Below are 17,828 nucleotides of genomic sequence, written 5' to 3' on the forward strand. Positions count from 1 at the left end.
GGACATCGCGCGCGGGCTCGCGACGCCGTAGAGAAACCAGGGGGATCTCGCGAGTTTCTCCCCGATACGCCTGTCCGGAGCCGGGCGGGGCAGGCACAGTAGCGGGAATCCCCTGCACAGCTCTGGGGCAGGTCCGAACGCGAAGCGTCGCCCGAGCCGGCGCCGTGCTGTGCCGTGCCGTGAACCGATTCCGTTGGCCCCGCATCCCAGCTGCCCCCTCCGTGTGCGGTGCGGCACGGCAGGAGCAGCCTGTCCGACGACACAGTCCCACCGATCCTCCCGCCGCGTCTTCGTCCTGCCAGGAGCAGAACACGGGCGCGGCGGCGCAACCGCCCCCCGACGCCTTCGGGACGCCAGGACTGAGGGACAGGCCGACGGCCGCCCGGAGCCAGGAAAAAGAACTGACCCTGTTATCACTCCCGAGGACATGAGGTAGAGGGAATTGCCGTCCCATCATGTGCATGGCCGCACCTTCACCCAGGACGCGCGAAGGGCTCAGATCGTCGAGGCGACGATCGAGACCCTGGCCGAGATCGGCTACACGAAGACGTCCTTCACCGCGATCTGCAGACACGCCAATCTGAGCAGTACCGGCCTGATCACGTACCACTTCACGGGAAAGCCGCAACTCCTGCGGGAGGTCACACGGACCATCCTCGAAAAGGCCTGTACGGCGAGGACGCGGCGCATCGCGCAGGAGACGACCTACCGGGGGAAACTGAGTGCCTACATCACGTCGCACTTCGACTTCGTGGCCTGCTACCCGGCGCACGCCCGGGCTCTGACCGAGATCGTCGAGCTGGTCCGCGAGGGCCGGGCCCTGGGGCTGGACGATCTCGCCCGCAGCGCGCTGTCCGTCGAGAGCCTGGTCGTCCTGCTCGAAGAGGGGTGCCGTGCGGGTGAGTTCCGGATATCGGATCCGCCGGTGCTGGCCCTGGCCGTCCAGGGGGCCATCGACAATGTCGTCCGTCACCACCAGTTGTTCTCCATGGCCGATCTCAGCGGCCGGGCAAGGGAGTTGACGGACATCTTCGACCGCTGCACGCAGCCCGCGTAGGGGCCCGCTTCGCGTGTCCCGTGCCGGAGACGGAGTACCCGGGGCCGGAATCCGCGGGGAGGGGCGGCTGGATGGTTTCCCGGTGATCGTCGGTCCGAGGATGGGTAGAAGTACGGACGGCGACGGCCTCTGGATCTCATGTGGAACGGGACGGCATTGGTGCTACTGGAACGCGAGACAGAACTGGCGAGGGCAACTGCCGATCTGCGGCGGGCCGCGGCGGGAGACGGATCCCTGCTCGTCGTCGAAGGCTCGCTCGGGACCGGCAGGTCGTCGTTCCTGGAGGCCCTCTCCCACCGTGCGCGGGCCGAGCGGTTTCGCGTTCTCAAGGCCCAGGCGTCCATGTCCGAGCGGGCTTTCGCGCTGGGTGTGGTGAACCAACTGCTGGAGTCCGGCTGCTGCGACGCGGTCGCGACGGCGGCAGCGGCCCCGAACGGCCAGATGGTGGGGGCACCGGGCCGGGGCCGGCCGCACGGCGGGCCGAGTGACACGCCCCCGGCACTGTCGTCCCTCCTGGACACCGCGTCCCGCGACAGCGCCCTGCTCGTCCTGGTCGACGACCTGCAATGGGCCGACGCCGAATCCCTGCTGGAGCTCTCGCGGAGCGTCGACGGGCGGCACAGCCGTCGGATCCTCTTCGCCGTCTCGCTCCCGTCGGGGGTCACGCCTGCCCAGGGCTCCCTCCTGGGAGAGCTGGTGGAAGCGGCGGACCGCGAGGTCAGGCTGGGCCCTCTCGGCTCCGCGGCCGTACGCCGGGTGGTCGGCGACGCCTTCGGCGGCGAGGCCGACGAAGAGTTCGTGGACAGCATGCGGGTACGCTCCGGCGGCAATCCGCTGCTGCTGCGATCCCTGCTGGACGAGGCGTACTCCCGCGGCCTGCCGCCGAAGGCGGTCCACAGCGACCTCGCCCGTACGCTTCGCCCCGACCCTCTGTGCCAGTACCTGGCCGGGTTCCTGCGGTCTCAGCCCGACCATGTGCGCCGCGCCGTACACGCGTTGTGCGTCCTGGGCGACACCCCGGATTCGTCGCTCGCGGCCCAACTCGCCGGCCTCGACGCGTCCCGGTACTCCGAAGCGGTCGCCGTGCTGGACCGCTCGGGGCTCAGCCGGTCGGAGGGCCGATGGGACGGCACGGTCCTGTGGGAGTCGCTGGCGGACAGCATCCCGGCACAGGAGCTCACCGTCCTGCGCAACAGGGCCGCGGTCCTGCTGCACCGGGCCGGGCATCCCGTGGAGGACGCGGCCGGGCAACTCATGTCCGTCCACACCCCGCAGGCCCCTCAAGCCGTCCTCATCCTGCGCGCCGCCGCCGACAGCGCACTGCTGCGTGGAGCGCCCCGGGACGCGGCCCGCTACCTGCGCCAGGCCTTGCTGGACAGCTCGTGCACCGGCTCCGTACGCGCCCGGGTGCTGGCCGATCTGGCCACGGCGGAACGCGGATTCGCGACCGTCGCCGCGCTGCGTCACGTCGTCGAGGCCCTTCCGCTGTTCGACTCAGCCCGTGACCGCGCCGCCGCGGTGGTCCAGTTGGGCCCGCTCCTCTTCCACCCGTCGGAATCCGGCATTTCCACGGTGACGGACGAGGTGGCCGCGGACCTGCGCGGTTCGGACGCGGACGACACCTCCGCGAACGAACTCGCGCTGCGTCTGGAGGCACGCCGGTACGCACTGGGCGCCCAGGATCCCGCGCTCTTCCCGGCCGCCCTGCGCAGGCTGGCGGAGCTGGGGCCACGACCGCCGGTCCGCACGGCGGGCCAGCGGGAGCTGCTCGCCTCGCTGCTCCACATCGCGTTCGTCACCAACAGCACATCGGCCGAGCGCGCGGCGGAACTGGGGGCCCTGCTGCTGGCGCACGAGCCGCCGGACCCAGGACACGCGCACACGTCGCTGCCGTTGGCCGTGAACGCCCTCGCCGCCGCGGAGCGGACCGAGGAGACGACTCGTTGGCTGCTGGCGGTCGACCAGGGCGTCCGCGACGAGGGCGCCGACGTGGAGGCGGCCATGATGCGGACCGAACGCGCCCTGGTGGCCCTCGCCCACGGCGACGTCGCCGAGGCCAAGCAGACGATCCTGCGGACCGACATCATGGCGGGCCCGCAGGCAAGTGGTCTGCCGACCGTGTGTACCGCCATTCTCGCCATCGTCGCGCTGCACAGTGACGAGCCCGAGCTGGCCGAGGAGTTCCTCACCCGCAACCTGCTCAGCCACGAGGACCAGTATGTCGCCGCCCTCCTGCACATGGCTCGCGGACTGCTCGCGGCCCGACGCGGTCACGACCGCATCGCTCTCCACCACTTCCGCACGGCCGGCGAGCGGATGGAGCGGATCGGCTGGTCGAATCCCACGCTGCTGCCGTGGTCCTCCTGCGCCGCCCTGATGCACCATCGTCTCGGCGAGCAGGACCAGGCGCTGGCCGCCGGCCGGCTGGAAGTGGAGCGGGCCCGCCGGTGGGGCTCCCCCGCCGTGGAGGGACGGGCGCTCGTGGCCCTGGGCCGCGTCACCCCCGGTCGGCGGGGAACGGAGCTCCTGGCGGAGGCTGTGTCCGTACTGGAGAAGAGCACCAACCGTCACGAACTGTGCCGGGCGCTGTACGCCTTCGGCAGCCGCAAGGGAACCAGCAGCAGACGGGCCGGAGAGGTCCTCGACCGGGCGTATGCCCTGTCCGTGGAATGCGGGGCCGACTGGGTGGCGCAGAAGGTCCGGGCGAGGCTGAGCAGAAGCCCTGCCGTCGCCGCGCCATTGCCCGGGCTCACGCCGTCCGAGTTACGGGTCGCCCGGCTGGCGGCCGCCGGCCTGCGCAACACGGACATCGCACGGCAACTCGACGTATCCACCCGAATGGTGGAAAGGTACCTGACGAACTCCTACCGAAAGCTCGACATACCCGGACGTCACGCCCTTCCGTCGGACATCGGCGAGGTGTGACATTCGGACCGAACCCCCGGACCACAGTGTTTTCGCACCAGGCAAAGGATTGCTTGACCGGACAAGAGGTCGCTTCCTAAGGTCGGTCACACTCGATCATGAAGAGACCACCCGACCGAGCCGCACGCGCACCGGGAGCGCGGGGCGACGCAACCGCCCGCGGGCATCCCGCGAGATCCGACGAGACGCCCGGGGGCCGAGCGCCCTCCACCGGCAGAGCCCTGCCGGGAAGGGCCCGCGCCCGGAAGGAGCAATTCCCACGCCGAGCACTCCCTCGCCACCTGAAAAGGGGATGCGGTGAATATCGTCACTTCGGGTGACTCCGCCCGGAAAGACATGCCGGCCGGACGGACGTACCCACAGCTGGTGGAACGCGACCACGAACTCTCCGTTCTGCGCGACCTGGTCCGGCGGACCTCCGCGGGCCTCTCCGGCCTCGTCGTCCTGCAGGGGCAGGGCGGCGTCGGCAGGACCGCGCTCCTTCACACCCTCGCCGCGGAGGCACGACGCCGTGGTCTGCGTGTCGTGGAAGCGGCGGGCGCGTACCCGCGGTTGCCCCGCTTCGACGCCCTGACCGCGTTGTTCGACGCGATGGCCGCCGGCAACGACAGCCGGACGCCCGCGCGGCCACGACGGACCGGTCAGCACCGTGCTCGCACCGAGCGCGTACGCCCGCCGCTGCTCTCTCCACCCGGCACCGCCGCCCCGCCGCCTCGTGGCCCTCTCCTCGCATGGCGCAGGGCGGTGAGTTCCGCCGCGGTGGCACGCCCGCTGCTCCTCTCGGTCGACGACGCCGACGAGGCCGATCCCGAGTCGATTCGTCTCCTCACCCGCGTCATGCACTCCACCCGCGACCTGCCTGTCCTGCTGGCCCTCGGCTGGCGTGACGGCGACGAGCCGGCCCCGCTGGGTGAATGGGCGACGCGGTCGGTGCTCCAGGTCCTGCGGCCCCGGCCTCTCACCGGCCCGGGGATCGGGCTGGTCGCACGTCAGCTGACCGGCACCGCGGTCGAGGCCGGGTTCCAGGAACGTTGTCTGGTCGCGACGAACGGGAATCCGTCGTTGGTGACCGGATTGCTCGCCGGGCTGCGGGAGTTGGGCCTGCCACCGACGACCGCGGGCCTGGACGCGGCACGTGAGGGCGACATCCCCGTCTTCGGTCCGCGGACGAGGCGCCTGCTGCGCCGGCAGCCCTCACTCACGGTACGGACCGCCCAGGCCGTGGCCGTCCTCGGCGACAACGCGCACACCACCACCGGTGCGGGGCTGGCACGCGTCGAGACGACCGCCTTCACGCGGTCCCTCCGCCGGCTGGAGACGCTCGGGCTGGTCCGGCCGTCCGAGGACCCCGACCTGTGGTCGTTCACCGACCCCGCCGTCAGGAACGCGGTTCTGACGGACACCCCGCCCCGGACGCGTACGGACCTGCACGGTCGTGCGGCCCGCCTGCTGCACGACAGTGGAGCGCCGGCGACGGACATCGCCGAGCACCTGCTCCGGAACCCGGCCGTCGCACGGCAGCCGTGGGCGCGCGCCGTGCTGCGGGAGGCGGCCCGCAAGGCGATGCTCCACGGGGCGACCAGGCACGCGGTGGAACTGCTCAGGCCATGTGTTCCGCACGGCGACGAGGACACCTGTGACCCGGCTCTGGTCGTGGAACTGGGCATCGCGGAGAGCAGGGTGGACACGGAGGCCAGCATCGGGCACCTGACCTCGGTTCTGAACCGGGTGACCGGTCCCGACCTGCGTCTCACGGTTATCGGTGCGTTGATCGGCGGCCTGACCCGCACGGGCCGGGTGGGCCGCGCCACCGAGCTGCTGGCCGCGGCGGCCGCCACGGGGTCACACTCCGGTCCCGCGCTGCTCCAACTCCTGGAGGCGCAGATGCTGATGGCCGGGACCGACAACCGTGACGCCTACACGGAACTTCTGGGAACGGTCTCCTTCCGCCTCGACCTGCCCGGCGACACCCCGGAGGAACGCGCGCTGCTCGCCTGCCGGGCCTTCATCTCGGTGACCCGCACGGAACATCTGCCGCAGGCCCTCGCCGCCGCGAACAGGGTGGTACTGAAGGGCGGGCCGATCACCGACTCCCTGGTCTCCCTCGCGACGGCGGCCTCCACGCTGATGTACGCGGACCGCCCGCACGAGGCGGCGGCTGTGTACCAGCAGCTCATCGAGGGCACCGACGCCGTGCCCGACCACCTGTACGCCCAACTGCTGGCAGTCGACGCGGAGGCCGGCGCCCGGCTCGGACGTCTCGACCGGGCGCTCCTGTCCACGGCCACGGCACTGGAGACGGTGCCCGTCGCGCGAGCCACCCGCCACCAGGCACTGGCACTGGCGGTCCGGCTGCACGCGCTGCTCGACCGGGGTGACGTCGCGGCCGCCGACGCCCTGGCCGGCGCGGTACCGCAGGACAGGATCGACGACGCCTGGCAGTGGAACGAGTACCTCGGCGCCCGGGGGCGCCTCCGCTTGGTCCAGGACGAGCCCTCTGCCGCCCTGCTGGATCTGGCGGAGTGCGGCCGCAGACAGAAGGCGTGGCATCGTACGAATCCTGCCGCCTCGTCCTGGTGGTACTGGGCGGGACAGACCCACCTCGTCCTCGGCGACCGCGCGGCGGCCACCGGCCTGGGCACCCGGGCCGTCGACCTGGCGCGCCCGGCCGGCCTCCCGAACGCCCTGGGTACGGGACTTGAGTTACTGGCCGCGGCAGCGGTCGACGACCGCGAACGGCTGGTCCTGTTCGAGGAGGCCGAGTCCGTACTGACGCGGACCCGCTCCGCGTTGTCTCTGGCGCGGGTCCGCGTGGCCCGCGGCCGTGCGCTGTTGCAGGCCGGGCACGTCGGGACGGCCCGGACGGTGCTGCGTCAGGGGTGGGAGGAGTCCCACGCGATCGGGGCCCGCTCCCTCCACGAAGAAGCCCATGGGCTTCTGCTGAAGACGGGAGCCCGGCCACGGGCCGCCGCGTCCCGCAGGTCCGGCGAGCTCACCCGGAGCGAGACCAGGGTCGCCCAGCTGGCAGCGGCGGGACGGACGAACCTGCAGATCGCGGAGACGCTCTTCGTGACCCGCCGCACGGTGGAAGTGCATCTGACCTCGGTCTACCGCAAGTTCGGCCTGTCGGGACGCAAGGAGCTGCGGGGCACACTGGGGCCCCCGGCCGCCGCGGAGGCCACCCTTCGCGGACCCGATGCCTGAAGCGAGGCGCGGCTGGACCGCGCCTCTTCGCCAAGGCTAGGGTCAGGCCGGCCTCCCCGTTGGGCGTCGTACGTCGCACCGCGTCGCCGACCGCCACGCACGCCTCATGGGTCACGCGTCCCAGGTGACCGGGAGGCTCTTCACGCCGTGGATGTCCGCGATCTCCGGGCGCAGGACGATCTCTTCGGCGGGTACGGCGAGGCGCAGTGTGGGGAAGCGGTTGAGCAGTGCGGGGAACGCGACCCGCATCTCGACGCGGGCCAGTTGCTGCCCCAGGCACTGGTGGATGCCGTGGCCGAAGGCCAGATGCCCGCCGCCCTTGCGGTGGAGGTCGAGCACGTGCGGGTCGGCGAAGCGCTCGGGATCACGGTTGGCGGTGTTGTACGACAGGATCAGCGGCGAGCCGGCCCTGATGGTCCGCCCGCCGAGTTCGACGTCCTCCAGCGCCGTCCTCATGAACGTCTTGCCGACACTCAGATACCGCAGGAGCTCCTCCACCGCCTGGTCGGTGAGCTCGGGATCGTCACGCAGCGCGGCCAGTTGACCAGGGTTGCGCAGCAGCGCGAAAGTACCGAGCGCCAGCATGTTCGTGGTGGTGTCGAGCCCGGCCGCGAGCAGGATCAGAGCGATCCCCACCAACTCCTCATCGGTCAGATCACCGCCGGTGAGATCACTGAGCACATCGTCGGTGGGGCGCGCGCGTTTCGCGGCCACCAGCTCCGCCAAGTGCTCCTGCGTCGCGGTGTAGGCCGCCATCAGGTCCAGGTCGTCCCCGTCCCCGTTCATGAACGCGTCGACCTGCTCCTGGAAGGAGTCCCGGTCCTCGTGCGGCACCCCCAGCAGTTCACAGATCATGATGGCGGGGACGGGCTTGGCGAACGCGGTCACCAGGTCGGCCGGCGGCCCGGTCTTCTCCATCGCGTCAAGGTGGTCGTCGGTGACCTGTTCGACGCGCTCGGCGAGCAGCCGCATCCGCCGTACGGTGAACTTGCCCATCAGCGGTTTCCGATAGCGGCTGTGCCGGGGGTCGTCCATGAGGAGGAACTCGCCGGGCGGCGCCGGGGGGATCTTCATGCCTCCGTAGTCGACGAGCGGATGGACCATGAGCTCCTTGCGCGAGCTGAACCGCGGGTCGGCCAGGATCGCCCTCGCCAGGTCGTATCCGGTGACCAGCCACCCGTCTTTCCCGCCCGGGAAGGTGTAGCGGCTGATGGGGCCGTGCCGACGGGCTTCGAGCAGCTCTGTCGGCGGGTCGAAGGGGCAGCCGGGCCGACGCGCCGTCGGCAGCGTCTTCACGGTGTGCGGGGGTTCACCCACGGCCATTCCTCATCTCGCGATAGTACGGGGCCGGCAACGACTGGAAACAGAGAGCAATTCCCAGGTTCACGGCGAAAGACGGACGCCGAGACGCATGGGCCGATTTCGATGCCGCGCCGCGACGGACGTCATCCCGAATGGTCCGCGGAACAACACCCATCGTTACCGGAGATCGGCATCATCGGCGTTTCCGGACGGCACCATTTCCGGATGGCGCATCCGGTAGTGAGTCCGCACGCCAGGACGTCCAACGGGCGAGCGAGCGCACAGCATACGTCGCTCGCCGTGGCCGGCACCACCGAACCCCGTAACCACAGTGTTTTGGAATCGTGCGGAGAATTGCTTGACCGAACAGGACGGAATGCTTCATGGATTCAGGCGACAAGCGCCCGATTCGTACATGTGACACGTAACGGTGGCTCACACCGATGCTTCGCCGGTCACGGCTCGCGACCATTCCGTACGGCGGCAGCGTGAATGGTTGCCCCGGCCGGTGACGCCGGCCGGATCCCTCGGTCGGAAGGCCCCGCATGACCACTGTCGGCGATCCGGAATTGGCAGAGTCGTTCGACGTGATAGTCGTCGGAGGCGGCCCCGCCGGGTCGTCGGTGGCGACGTTCGTGGCGATGCAGGGCCACCAGGTCCTGCTGCTGGAGAAGGAGGAGTTCCCCCGGCACCAGATCGGCGAATCCCTGCTGCCGTCCACGGTGCACGGGATATGCGGCCTCCTCGGTGTCACGGAGGAACTGGACCGCGCCGGGTTCATGAAGAAGCGCGGCGGCACCTTCCGCTGGGGCTCCAACACCGAACCGTGGTCGTTCGACTTCGCGCTCTCCGAGAAGTTCGCGGGCCCCACGTCGTACGCCTACCAGGTCGAGCGCATGAAGTTCGACGAACTGCTCCTCGACAACGCCCGCCGCAAGGGCGTCGAGGTGCGTGAGCGCTGTGCGGTCCATGACGTCATCGAGCACGACGGCCGGGTGTGCGGGGTGCGGTACGAGGACGAGGACGGTGTCGAGCAGGAGACGCGGGCCCGGTTCGTCGTCGACGCCTCCGGCAACCAGAGCCGGCTGCAGGGGCGCATCGGCGGTCGGCGGCGCTACTCGGAGTTCTTCCAGAACATCGCGCTCTACGGCTACTTCGAGGGCGGCAAGCGGCTGCCCGCGCCGTCCACCGGCAACATCACGTGCGTGGCCTTCGAGTCGGGCTGGTTCTGGTACATCCCGCTGAGCGAGACACTCACCTCCGTCGGTGCCGTGGTGCGCAAGGAATGCGCGGACCGCGTGCGGGGCGACCGCGACAAGGCGCTGGCCGCGATGATCGCGGACTGTGACGTGGTCTCCGACTACCTCTCCGACGCCCGGCGGGTGACCGGTGGACCGTACGGCGAGGTCCGCGTCCGCAAGGACTACTCCTATCTTCACGACAACTTCTGGCGTCCGGGCATGACCCTGGTGGGCGACTCCGTGGGCTTCATCGACCCGCTGTTCTCCTCCGGCGTCCATATGGCCACCTTCAGTTCCCTGCTGGCCGCCCGCTCCCTCAACACCGTGCTGCGCGGTGACCTGGAGGAGCGGGAGTGCTTCGCGGAGTACGAGGCCCGGTACCGCAAGGAATATCAGACCTTCCACGACTTCCTCGTCACCTTCTACGACGTGAACCGGGACGAGCAGGAGTACTTCAGCGAGGCCAGGCGGGTCACCCGGGACAACGCGCCCGGCGCGGAGGCGTTCGTCGGTCTGGTCGGCGGCGGCGCCTCGGACGATGTGGCGCTGACCTCCGAGCCCTACCGGGACCAGCGCAAGAAGGATCTGCTGGAGCGGTCCCGGGGCATTCACCAGGAGGGACACCGCATCCAGTTGCAGGCGGCCTTCGGTGAGGCGGTCGACGACGCCCCGGTCGGCACGGACGGGCTGATCGTCAGCCAGGACGGCATGCACTGGCAGAAGGAGTGACGTCCCGGGACGTGCTCGGGCACGCCGGGTACCGGGGCGTCCACGCGCCCCGGACGACGGCTGTTGTCACCGATCGCACCGTCAAGGAGCGTCATGGCGCGTACGTGCTCCCTGAGGAGCCGTCCGGCGGGGCGGCGGAGCGGTAGACGGAGAGCGTGCCGGGCAGCCGCTCGCAGGCGGCCCGCGCGGCCACGAGCGTCTCATCGTGGTCGGGTGCGGCGGCGTCCAGCAGGAGGCCGAGCATGGTGCCGCTGTGCGCGCACACCACGCCGGGTGCGCCGATGCGGCCGGCGATGCGGGTCAGGGCGTCGAGATTGCGTTTGGGCAGCCAGCGCTGGTTGAGGACCGCGCTGCGAGTGGTGACGGCGCCGACACCCGTCAGGTCGGCGCCGTCGACCGCGACGGCCAGGTCGTCGACGAGTCGCGCGTACTCGACGGTCAGTCCGGGCGGGACGTGCCGGGTGAGCCGGTTGTAGGCGACGGTGTCGAGGTGTCCTCCCTCGTCGACGGCGACGACGGTGACGGGCGGCAGGGTGCCGAGGCGGGCGCGGAGCCGGACGGCCCGGTGTTCGAAGACGACGATGCCGGGGTGCATGACCCCGTCGGTGGGTTCGATGGGGCGCAGCCAGTCCTCGACGGCGGCCGGTGAGGTGTCCAGGTCGAGAACGGTGCCGACGCTCCGGGCGGTGGCGACGAGATCGGCGGAGGAGCTGGCGAGGCCCTTGCCGATGAGCAGGTCGCTGTCCAGGACGAGGGAGCCGCCGCCGGCCGGCCCGCGGGTGTCGAGCATGGTCCGCGCCAGCGCGAGCGACTTGGTCCTGTGCGCGGGATAGACCCGCAGCGGGCCGTGCCGGTCGTAACGGAACCAGGCACGGGTGCCCAGAACGATGGGGAAGGTGACAAGGAAGGCCGTGCCGTCGGGCAGTACGCCCTGGAGGAGTTCACCGAAGGTGCCGCAGGCGGATCCGGTTCCCTCGTCCAGGTCCACGCCCACGCGACGGGCGGCGGAGAACAGTTCGGTCATGGGCGGTCCGGCACGGCGAGCAGGGCGTCGAGGCGCCGGGCCGCCGCCGCCCGGCGTTCGGCTCCGCGGGTGAACTCCGCGCCGAGCCGGTCGAGTTCGCGCTCCTCGTCGGCGAGCAGGTCCTTGACGCGGTCGGGGTGCGCCGAGCCCTCCGAGTTCTTGGCACGCAGTCCGCGGTCGACGTCGAAGGACTCGGTGAGCAGTTCCCCGGCCGGCTCGGCCTCGTACCCGGCCTCGGCGGCGCAGGTCCGCAGCAGCGCGGCGTCGGGCCGGTCCGCGCGCAGTCCCCGGTCGACGGCGTGCTTGACGTAGCGCCCGGCGACGACCTGGGCGGTGCGCCAGGGGATGCCGCAGTCGAGGGTGAGGCGGTTGGCGAGGGTGAAGCCGCCCAGGTGGTCCTCGGCGCAGGCGGCGCGCATCCGGTCGGTATGGAAGGTGGCGCCGGTGACGACCGCGTGGGCCAGGCGCAGCAGGGAACGCATGGCACCGCTCTGGACGTGCAGGTGGGCGCCGGTCTCCTTGGACACCTCGACGGTGTTGGTGTACGGGGTGTTGCGCTGTCCTGCGGTGATGTCGGCGGAGCGGCCCACGACGTGGGCGCAGCGCCCCCGGATGCGTTCCAGGACGGGGAAGTTGCGCTTCTGCGGCATGGCGGCGGAGATTCCGGCCAGTTCGTCGGGCAGGTCGAGGAAGCCGAAGCCGCTGCCGCTCCAGGTCATGAGGTCGGTGGTGAAGCGGCTCAGTACGGCGGCGTAGGCGGCGAGGTCCGCGGCGATGACGGTCGTCCAGGTGCGGGAGGCCACACCGACCAGGGCGTGCGGCTGGGCGCGGGTGAAGCCGAGCAGTCCGGCCAGCCGGGCGCGGTCCCAGGGCAGTTCCTGTCCGGCCATGGCGCCCGAGCCCAGTGGGCAGGCGTCGGTCTCGTCGTACGTGTGCAGCATGCGGCGCAGTGCCGCGGTCGTCTCGGCGGCGAGGGCGGCGAGGTGGTAGCCGGGCGTGATGATCTGCGCGGCCTGGCCGTGGGTGTGGCCGGGCATCGGTGTGTCGGTGTAGCGGGCGGCAAGTGCGGTGACGGCCCGGCCGAGGACGACCAGATCCACCGCGACGGCGCCGAAGTTCTCGCGGGCCGCCATCAGCTGGGCGCAGACCTGGAGGTCGTTGCGGCTGCGGTCGACGTGCCAGGCGGCGAAGGGAGGGGTGGCGCCGGACTGCACGTGGCGTTCCACCGCGAAGGAGATGTCGGAGAGGTTCTCCCGGGGCTCGGCACGTATCGCGTCGGCGGCGAGCGTGTCGAGGCGGGCGGCGACGGACGCCGCGCCGGCGGCGTCCACCAGGCCCATCCGCAGGTATTCGAGGAGGAGCGCCTTCTCGATGGCGAGGTAGTGGGGCAGCAGGTGCTCCGCCTCGTAGGCGAACTGCGGGGCGAGTACCTCCTCGTGCCACACGTCGCTGGGGACGCCGTCGATCCGGCCGGTCACCGTCATGCCGTTCTCCCGGGGTGGGTGCGGTCGAGTGCGGTGGCGAGCCCGGCCACCGTCGGGTCGGCGAAGAAGGTCCGGAGGGTGATCTCGGTACGGTGCTCGGCGGTGAGGCGGGCGAGCAGTCGCAGAGCCTGGAGGGAGTGGCCGCCGAGGCTGAAGAAGTCCTGGTGGACGTCGACGACGTCGGTGCCGAGCAGGTCCCGCCAGACGGCGGCCACCCGTGCCTCGGCCGCGCCGCGCGGGGCGGTCGCGGCGGGCGGCGGTTCGGCGGCGGGGCCCGGTGTGCGGCGTGGGGGGTGGGCGGGGCGGAGCGCGGAGAGGCGGGTGCCGGGGGCGTCCAGGACGGTGGCGAGCAGCCGGAGGTAGTCGGCGAGCAGGATGTCGGCGGTGGACCGGTCGAAGAGGGCGACGTCGTAGACGATGCGTACGGTGCCGTCTGCGACGTCCAGCAGCAGGTCCTCCTCGCAGGAGGAGACGGGGGCGCCGAGCGGGCCGGTCGGCACATGATTGAAGGCCAGCTGGTAGAGGGGCGGTACGCCGGGCAGGCGCCGCGCCGGCAGGAGTTCGACGAGTGTCTGGAGGGGGATGTCGTGCCGCTCCCCCGCGCGGACGGCGGCAGTGGTGCGGAGGACGAGTTCGGTGATGTCCGGGTCGCCGGTGAGGTCGGCGCGCAGGACGCGCATGTTGACGAAGGTGCCGACCATGGACCGCGTCCCGGGCTCGGTGCGGCCCGCCACGGGCAGGCCGACGGCGAGGTCGTCGGCCCCGGAGTGGTGGTGCAGCAGGGCGGTGTAGGCGGCGAGGAACAGCATCACGGGACGGGTGCCGTGGTGGCGGGCGGCGGCTGTCAGTGCGGCGGTGACGCCGACCGGCAGGGCGGTGCGCACCTCGGCGCCGCGGAAGGTGCGGGCCGGCGGGCGGGGCCGGTCCAGCGGCAGGGTGTGCACGGGCGGGAGTCCGTGGAGGCGGGCGCGCCAGTGTGCGGCGAGCGCGTCGCGCCTGCCGGGGGTCAGCTGTTCGCGTTCGCGCCGGGCGTACTCCCCGTAGCCGAGCGGCAGTTGGGGGAGGCGGGGGGCACGGTTCTCCTCGGCCGCGGCACAGAGTTCGGTGAGTTCGGCGTGGACGTTGAACCGGGAGGCGGTGTCGTAGACGGTGTGGTGGGCGGCGAGGAGTACCGACCAGGCCCCCTCCCCCAGCTTCAGGACCGCGGCGCGCCACAGGGGGACCCGCAGCGGACCGAACGGGCGGCGGGCCATTCGGGCTCGCAGCGACCGCCGTTCCTCCGTCTGTGCGGCGTGGTCGTATGCGCTCAGGTCGAGTCGCTCGACGTCCGGTTCCAGCCGCGGGTACACGTCCTGGGTGAGCCGCCCGTCCACGGAGCGCAGGACGGTACGCAGCGGTTCGTGGCGTTCCATCAGTACCGCGAGGGCGTTCACGAGATCGTTCTCGGTGATGCCCGCGTGCACGGGGAACTCGTCGACCGCGCAGTACGTCGGCGGGTCGTGGGTGAGGCGGGACGCGAGCCAGGCGCGTTCCTGCGCGTACGACGCCGGTGCGGTGGTGACCGGCCCGCCGGTGCGGGCGGGCGGGTCGTCGGCGACGGCGGGGCGGGTTCTCGTCACGAAAGCTCGCCGTCGCTCAGCGGCAGGACGTGGCCGGGCAGTTCGACGGGGTCGCCGAGGACGACGGCGATGTCCCGGGGGCCCTCGTACGGTTCGCGGGCGTGTGCGGTGCGGATGTTGTCGACGAGGAGGACGTCGCCCGTCTGCCAGGGTTCGCCGACGGTGAACCGGTCGTAGACGGCGTTGACGCGCTCGATCGTGTCGGCTGTGACGGGGGTGCCGTCGCCGACCGCGGTGTCGAAGGGCAGCCCGTCGGGACCGTAGACGTCGGTGAGGTACTCACGGACCGTGGGGTCCATGGTGAGGCCGTTGAGGAAGGCGATCTGGTTGAACCACCCGGGCACTCCGGTGCGGGGGTGGCGTACCACGGCGGCACGGCGCCGGCGGGTCAGGAGCCGGTCGTCGGGGAGCCAGGTGTGCTCGATGCCGGCTCCGGCGCAGTAGGCGTCGACGTGCGCGCGGTCGGTGCTGCCGAACGCGTCGGGCCAGGCGACGCCGATGTCGTGGTACGTGCGGCGCAGCAGCCAGCCGTGCTGTTCGAAGGGGGCGGTCAGGTCGGACGGCAGGGCGGCCAGGACCTGCTGGGAGTCGGCGACGGTGGTGCGGCCGCCGCTGCCGGGTGCGGTGAGGCAGGCGAAGAGCAGGGTGCCGGGAACGGTGGCGGCATGGCTCAACTCGTGGTGCATGCACATGGGTTCTTCGGCGGGCCAGTGGCTGCCGGAGTGGACGCCCGGGGCGAGGGCGGTGCGGGGGGCGAAGCCCTCGCGCTCCGTCAGCGGCTCGATGCCGAGTGCGGCGGCTGTGGCGGCGACGTCGGCGGGGGTACGGACTTCGAGGCCGCGCAGCATGACGGCGCCGGACCCGGCGAGCGCGGCCAGGGCCGCGGCGCGGTGTGCGGTGGCGCGGGCGACGGGATCGACACCGCCGGCACGGACGTCGAGGACGCGCAGCGCGGCGGGACCGTTGGCCGGCTCGGCCGGGGCACCGTACGGGCGGGGCGGTGCGAGGGCCGGCACGGTGGCGGCCTTGCGATCGAGCAGGGCCGCGACATCGGCGACCGTGGGGGTGTCCCGGAGTTCCGCGACAGTCACCTGCCGGTCGAGTTCGATCGCGAGGCGGATCGCGGACAGGGAGGTGCCGCCGAGGTCGGTGAACCGGGTGCCGCTCGCGATGCGCTGCTCCGGCACCCGCAGCAGCCGTGCCCACACGGCGGCGACCCGGCGTTCGGTGTCGGTGGCGGCGGAGGCGGAGGCGGCGAGCTGCGGGGTGTCCGTACCACCGGTGTCGCGGGCGCGTGCGGTGAGGGCGATCCTGTCTATCTTTCCGTTGCCGGACAGCGGGAGTTCGCGGGCGCGGTACAGGCGGGGCGGCACCATGTAGTCGGGCAGGGCAGCCCCCAGGGTGCGGGCGACCCTCTCGGCGTCGGGGGCGTCCTCGCCCGTGTAGTAGCCGACGAGCTGGGCTTCGTCGTCGGTGCCGGCGACGACGACGGCGGCGTCGCGGACGCCGGGGACCTGCAGCAACCGGTCCTCGATCTCGCCGAGTTCGATACGGAAGCCGCTGATCTTCACCTGGGCGTCACGTCGGCCGAGGTACTCCAGTTCACCGTCGAGCAGTCGGCGGCCGAAGTCGCCGGACCGGTAGAGCCGCTCGGCAGGCCGGTGGGGGTCCTGGCCGTAGACGGCGGTGGTGCGGTCGGGGTCGTTGACGTAGCCGCGGCCGACGCACACCCCGGCGATGACGATCTCGCCGGGCGCGCCGTCGGGTACGAGGTGGAGTTGTTCGTCCATGACGTAGACGCGGCAGTTGCGGATGGTGTCACCGAGCGGCACGGAGCGGTGGCCGGGCAAGGCGTGCATGACGCCGTGGTGGGAGTCGTCGCTCACCTCGGTCAGCCCGTAGCAGTTGACGAGGGGGACACCGGGGAACGTCTCGAACCAGCGGCGCACCAGTTCCTTCTTCAGCGCCTCCCCCGTCACGGCCATGACCCGCAGGTACGGCAGGGCCGCGCGGCCGTCGGCGGCCTCGGCCAGCAGGAGTTCGAGATAGGTCGGCACCAACTGGGCCACCTGGACGCCGTGGTGGTTCATGAGGTCGACGAACCGGCGCACGTCGAGCAGGGCCTCCTGCTCGACCAGCAGGGCGCGGCCGCCGACGAGGAGGGGGGAGACGAGCTGCCACAGGGAGATGTCGAAGCACTGCGGCGCGGTCTGCGCGACGGTGTCGCCCTCCTCGATGCCGAGGTCCTCGATCTTGGCGTAGAGGTGGTTGAGGAAGCCGTCGTGCTCGCACATCGCTCCCTTGGGCTCACCGGTGGAGCCCGAGGTGAAGTACACGTACGCCAACTGGTCCCCGGTGACCGGGATGCCGGGGTCACGGGTGGGGCCGTCGGCCCGGACGAGGTCCTGGACGGACCTCCGGCGGATGGTGTCACGTCCCCGCAGGGCCTCGTCGAGGGTCGGTACGTCGGGGTCGGCGAGGACCCAGCGGCACTCGCTCCGGGTGAGGGATCCGGCCATGCGCGAGGCGGGGAAGCCCGGCTCCAGCGGCAGGTAGCAGCCGCCCGCCTTGAACACGGCCAGTACGGCGGCCGGCCACTGCGCGTGGCGCTCGGTCACGACCGCCACCACGTCCTCGGGGGCCAGCCCGTCCCGGAGCAGCGACCAGGCGATCCTGTTGGCCTCCGCGTTGAGCTCGCGGTAGGTCCGGGTGGTCGTGCCGTGGACGACGGCGACGGCGTCGGGGTGCCGGCGGACGCGCTCCTCGAAGAGTTCGTGGAAGCGGCGGCCTGGCAGCGGCCGTACGGGGCCCGCACCGCCGGCGATGACGGCTTCGGTCTCCTCCGGCGAGAGCAGGCCGTGTCCGGTGTGCGGCTCGTCGGGGGCCGCGGTCATGAGGTCCAGGACGCGCAGGGCGTAGCGGTCGAGGCGCTCGGCCGCCGGGCCCGGCGGTGCGTGGGCGCCGTCCCATGCCTCCTCCGCCTCCTCGCGCCCGTCCGCGGTGACCACGTGGTGCACCAGGTCGCGCCAGGTGGCGTCGTTCGGCATCGTGGACACGCCCAGCATCACCGAGGCGACCTTCAGCCGCGCGGCGAGCCGTACCGTCCCGGCGTCCGTTCCGCACGACCGGGCCAGGGCGGCGACGGCGTCCTCCGGCCCCGCGGGCGCCGTCTGTTCCCTGTCGGCCCGGCGGGGGGCTGCTTCCTGCATGGAGACGCTCCTGTTGATCGATGAATCGACACGG

The 17,828-nt window shown here is 71.8% G+C and carries 9 protein-coding genes; 4 read left to right on the forward strand and 5 right to left on the reverse strand.

The features are described 5' to 3' along the window. Nucleotides 1-457: 457 nt before the first annotated feature. The 3 genes from ACFXPL_RS24675 (at nucleotide 458) to ACFXPL_RS24685 (ending at nucleotide 7,186) form a co-directional block, all read left to right on the forward strand. On the forward strand, nucleotides 458-1,057 hold the full coding sequence (locus tag ACFXPL_RS24675) for a TetR/AcrR family transcriptional regulator (protein WP_384923447.1): 600 nt from the start codon (nucleotides 458-460) through the stop codon (nucleotides 1,055-1,057). A 159-nt stretch (nucleotides 1,058-1,216) separates the two neighbouring features. Further along, the gene (locus ACFXPL_RS24680; RefSeq protein ID WP_384923506.1) at nucleotides 1,217-3,982 is read left to right on the forward strand and encodes an AAA family ATPase; all 2,766 of its coding nucleotides are present in this window, start codon (nucleotides 1,217-1,219) and stop codon (nucleotides 3,980-3,982) included. A gap of 366 nt (nucleotides 3,983-4,348) precedes the next feature. After that, nucleotides 4,349-7,186, forward strand: a complete 2,838-nt coding sequence (locus ACFXPL_RS24685; RefSeq protein ID WP_384923450.1) for an AAA family ATPase — start codon at nucleotides 4,349-4,351, stop codon at nucleotides 7,184-7,186. A gap of 111 nt (nucleotides 7,187-7,297) precedes the next feature. Here the strand turns inward: ACFXPL_RS24685 and ACFXPL_RS24690 are convergent, their stop codons facing one another. Continuing rightward, on the reverse strand, nucleotides 7,298-8,503 hold the full coding sequence (locus ACFXPL_RS24690) for a cytochrome P450 (RefSeq protein WP_384923453.1): 1,206 nt from the start codon (nucleotides 8,501-8,503) through the stop codon (nucleotides 7,298-7,300). A gap of 530 nt (nucleotides 8,504-9,033) precedes the next feature. Here ACFXPL_RS24690 and ACFXPL_RS24695 point away from each other — a divergent pair. Next, nucleotides 9,034-10,458, forward strand: coding sequence for a tryptophan 7-halogenase (locus tag ACFXPL_RS24695; RefSeq protein ID WP_384923456.1), 1,425 nt, complete (start codon nucleotides 9,034-9,036; stop codon nucleotides 10,456-10,458). A gap of 91 nt (nucleotides 10,459-10,549) precedes the next feature. Here the strand turns inward: ACFXPL_RS24695 and ACFXPL_RS24700 are convergent, their stop codons facing one another. From ACFXPL_RS24700 to ACFXPL_RS24715, 4 genes are read right to left on the reverse strand one after another with little or no spacing between them, the layout of a single operon-like run. Beyond that, nucleotides 10,550-11,482 (reverse strand): kinase, encoded by a 933-nt coding sequence (locus ACFXPL_RS24700; RefSeq protein ID WP_384923459.1) that lies wholly within the window; start codon nucleotides 11,480-11,482, stop codon nucleotides 10,550-10,552. Further along, entirely contained in the window at nucleotides 11,479-12,966 is a 1,488-nt protein-coding gene (locus tag ACFXPL_RS24705) for a lyase family protein (RefSeq protein ID WP_384923462.1), read from the reverse strand. The genes ACFXPL_RS24700 and ACFXPL_RS24705 overlap by 4 nt, the downstream gene beginning before the upstream one ends. Then, nucleotides 12,963-14,585 (reverse strand): condensation domain-containing protein, encoded by a 1,623-nt coding sequence (locus tag ACFXPL_RS24710; RefSeq protein ID WP_384923465.1) that lies wholly within the window; start codon nucleotides 14,583-14,585, stop codon nucleotides 12,963-12,965. The genes ACFXPL_RS24705 and ACFXPL_RS24710 overlap by 4 nt, the downstream gene beginning before the upstream one ends. Continuing rightward, a complete protein-coding gene (locus ACFXPL_RS24715) occupies nucleotides 14,582-17,794 on the reverse strand; it encodes an amino acid adenylation domain-containing protein (protein WP_384923468.1) in 3,213 nt (1,070 codons plus the stop codon). Before ACFXPL_RS24715 ends, ACFXPL_RS24710 begins: the two co-directional genes overlap by 4 nt. Nucleotides 17,795-17,828 lie beyond the last annotated feature (34 nt).

It is taken from the genome of Streptomyces sp. NPDC059092, from assembly GCF_042756365.1.
Classification (GTDB): Bacteria; Actinomycetota; Actinomycetes; order Streptomycetales; family Streptomycetaceae; genus Streptomyces.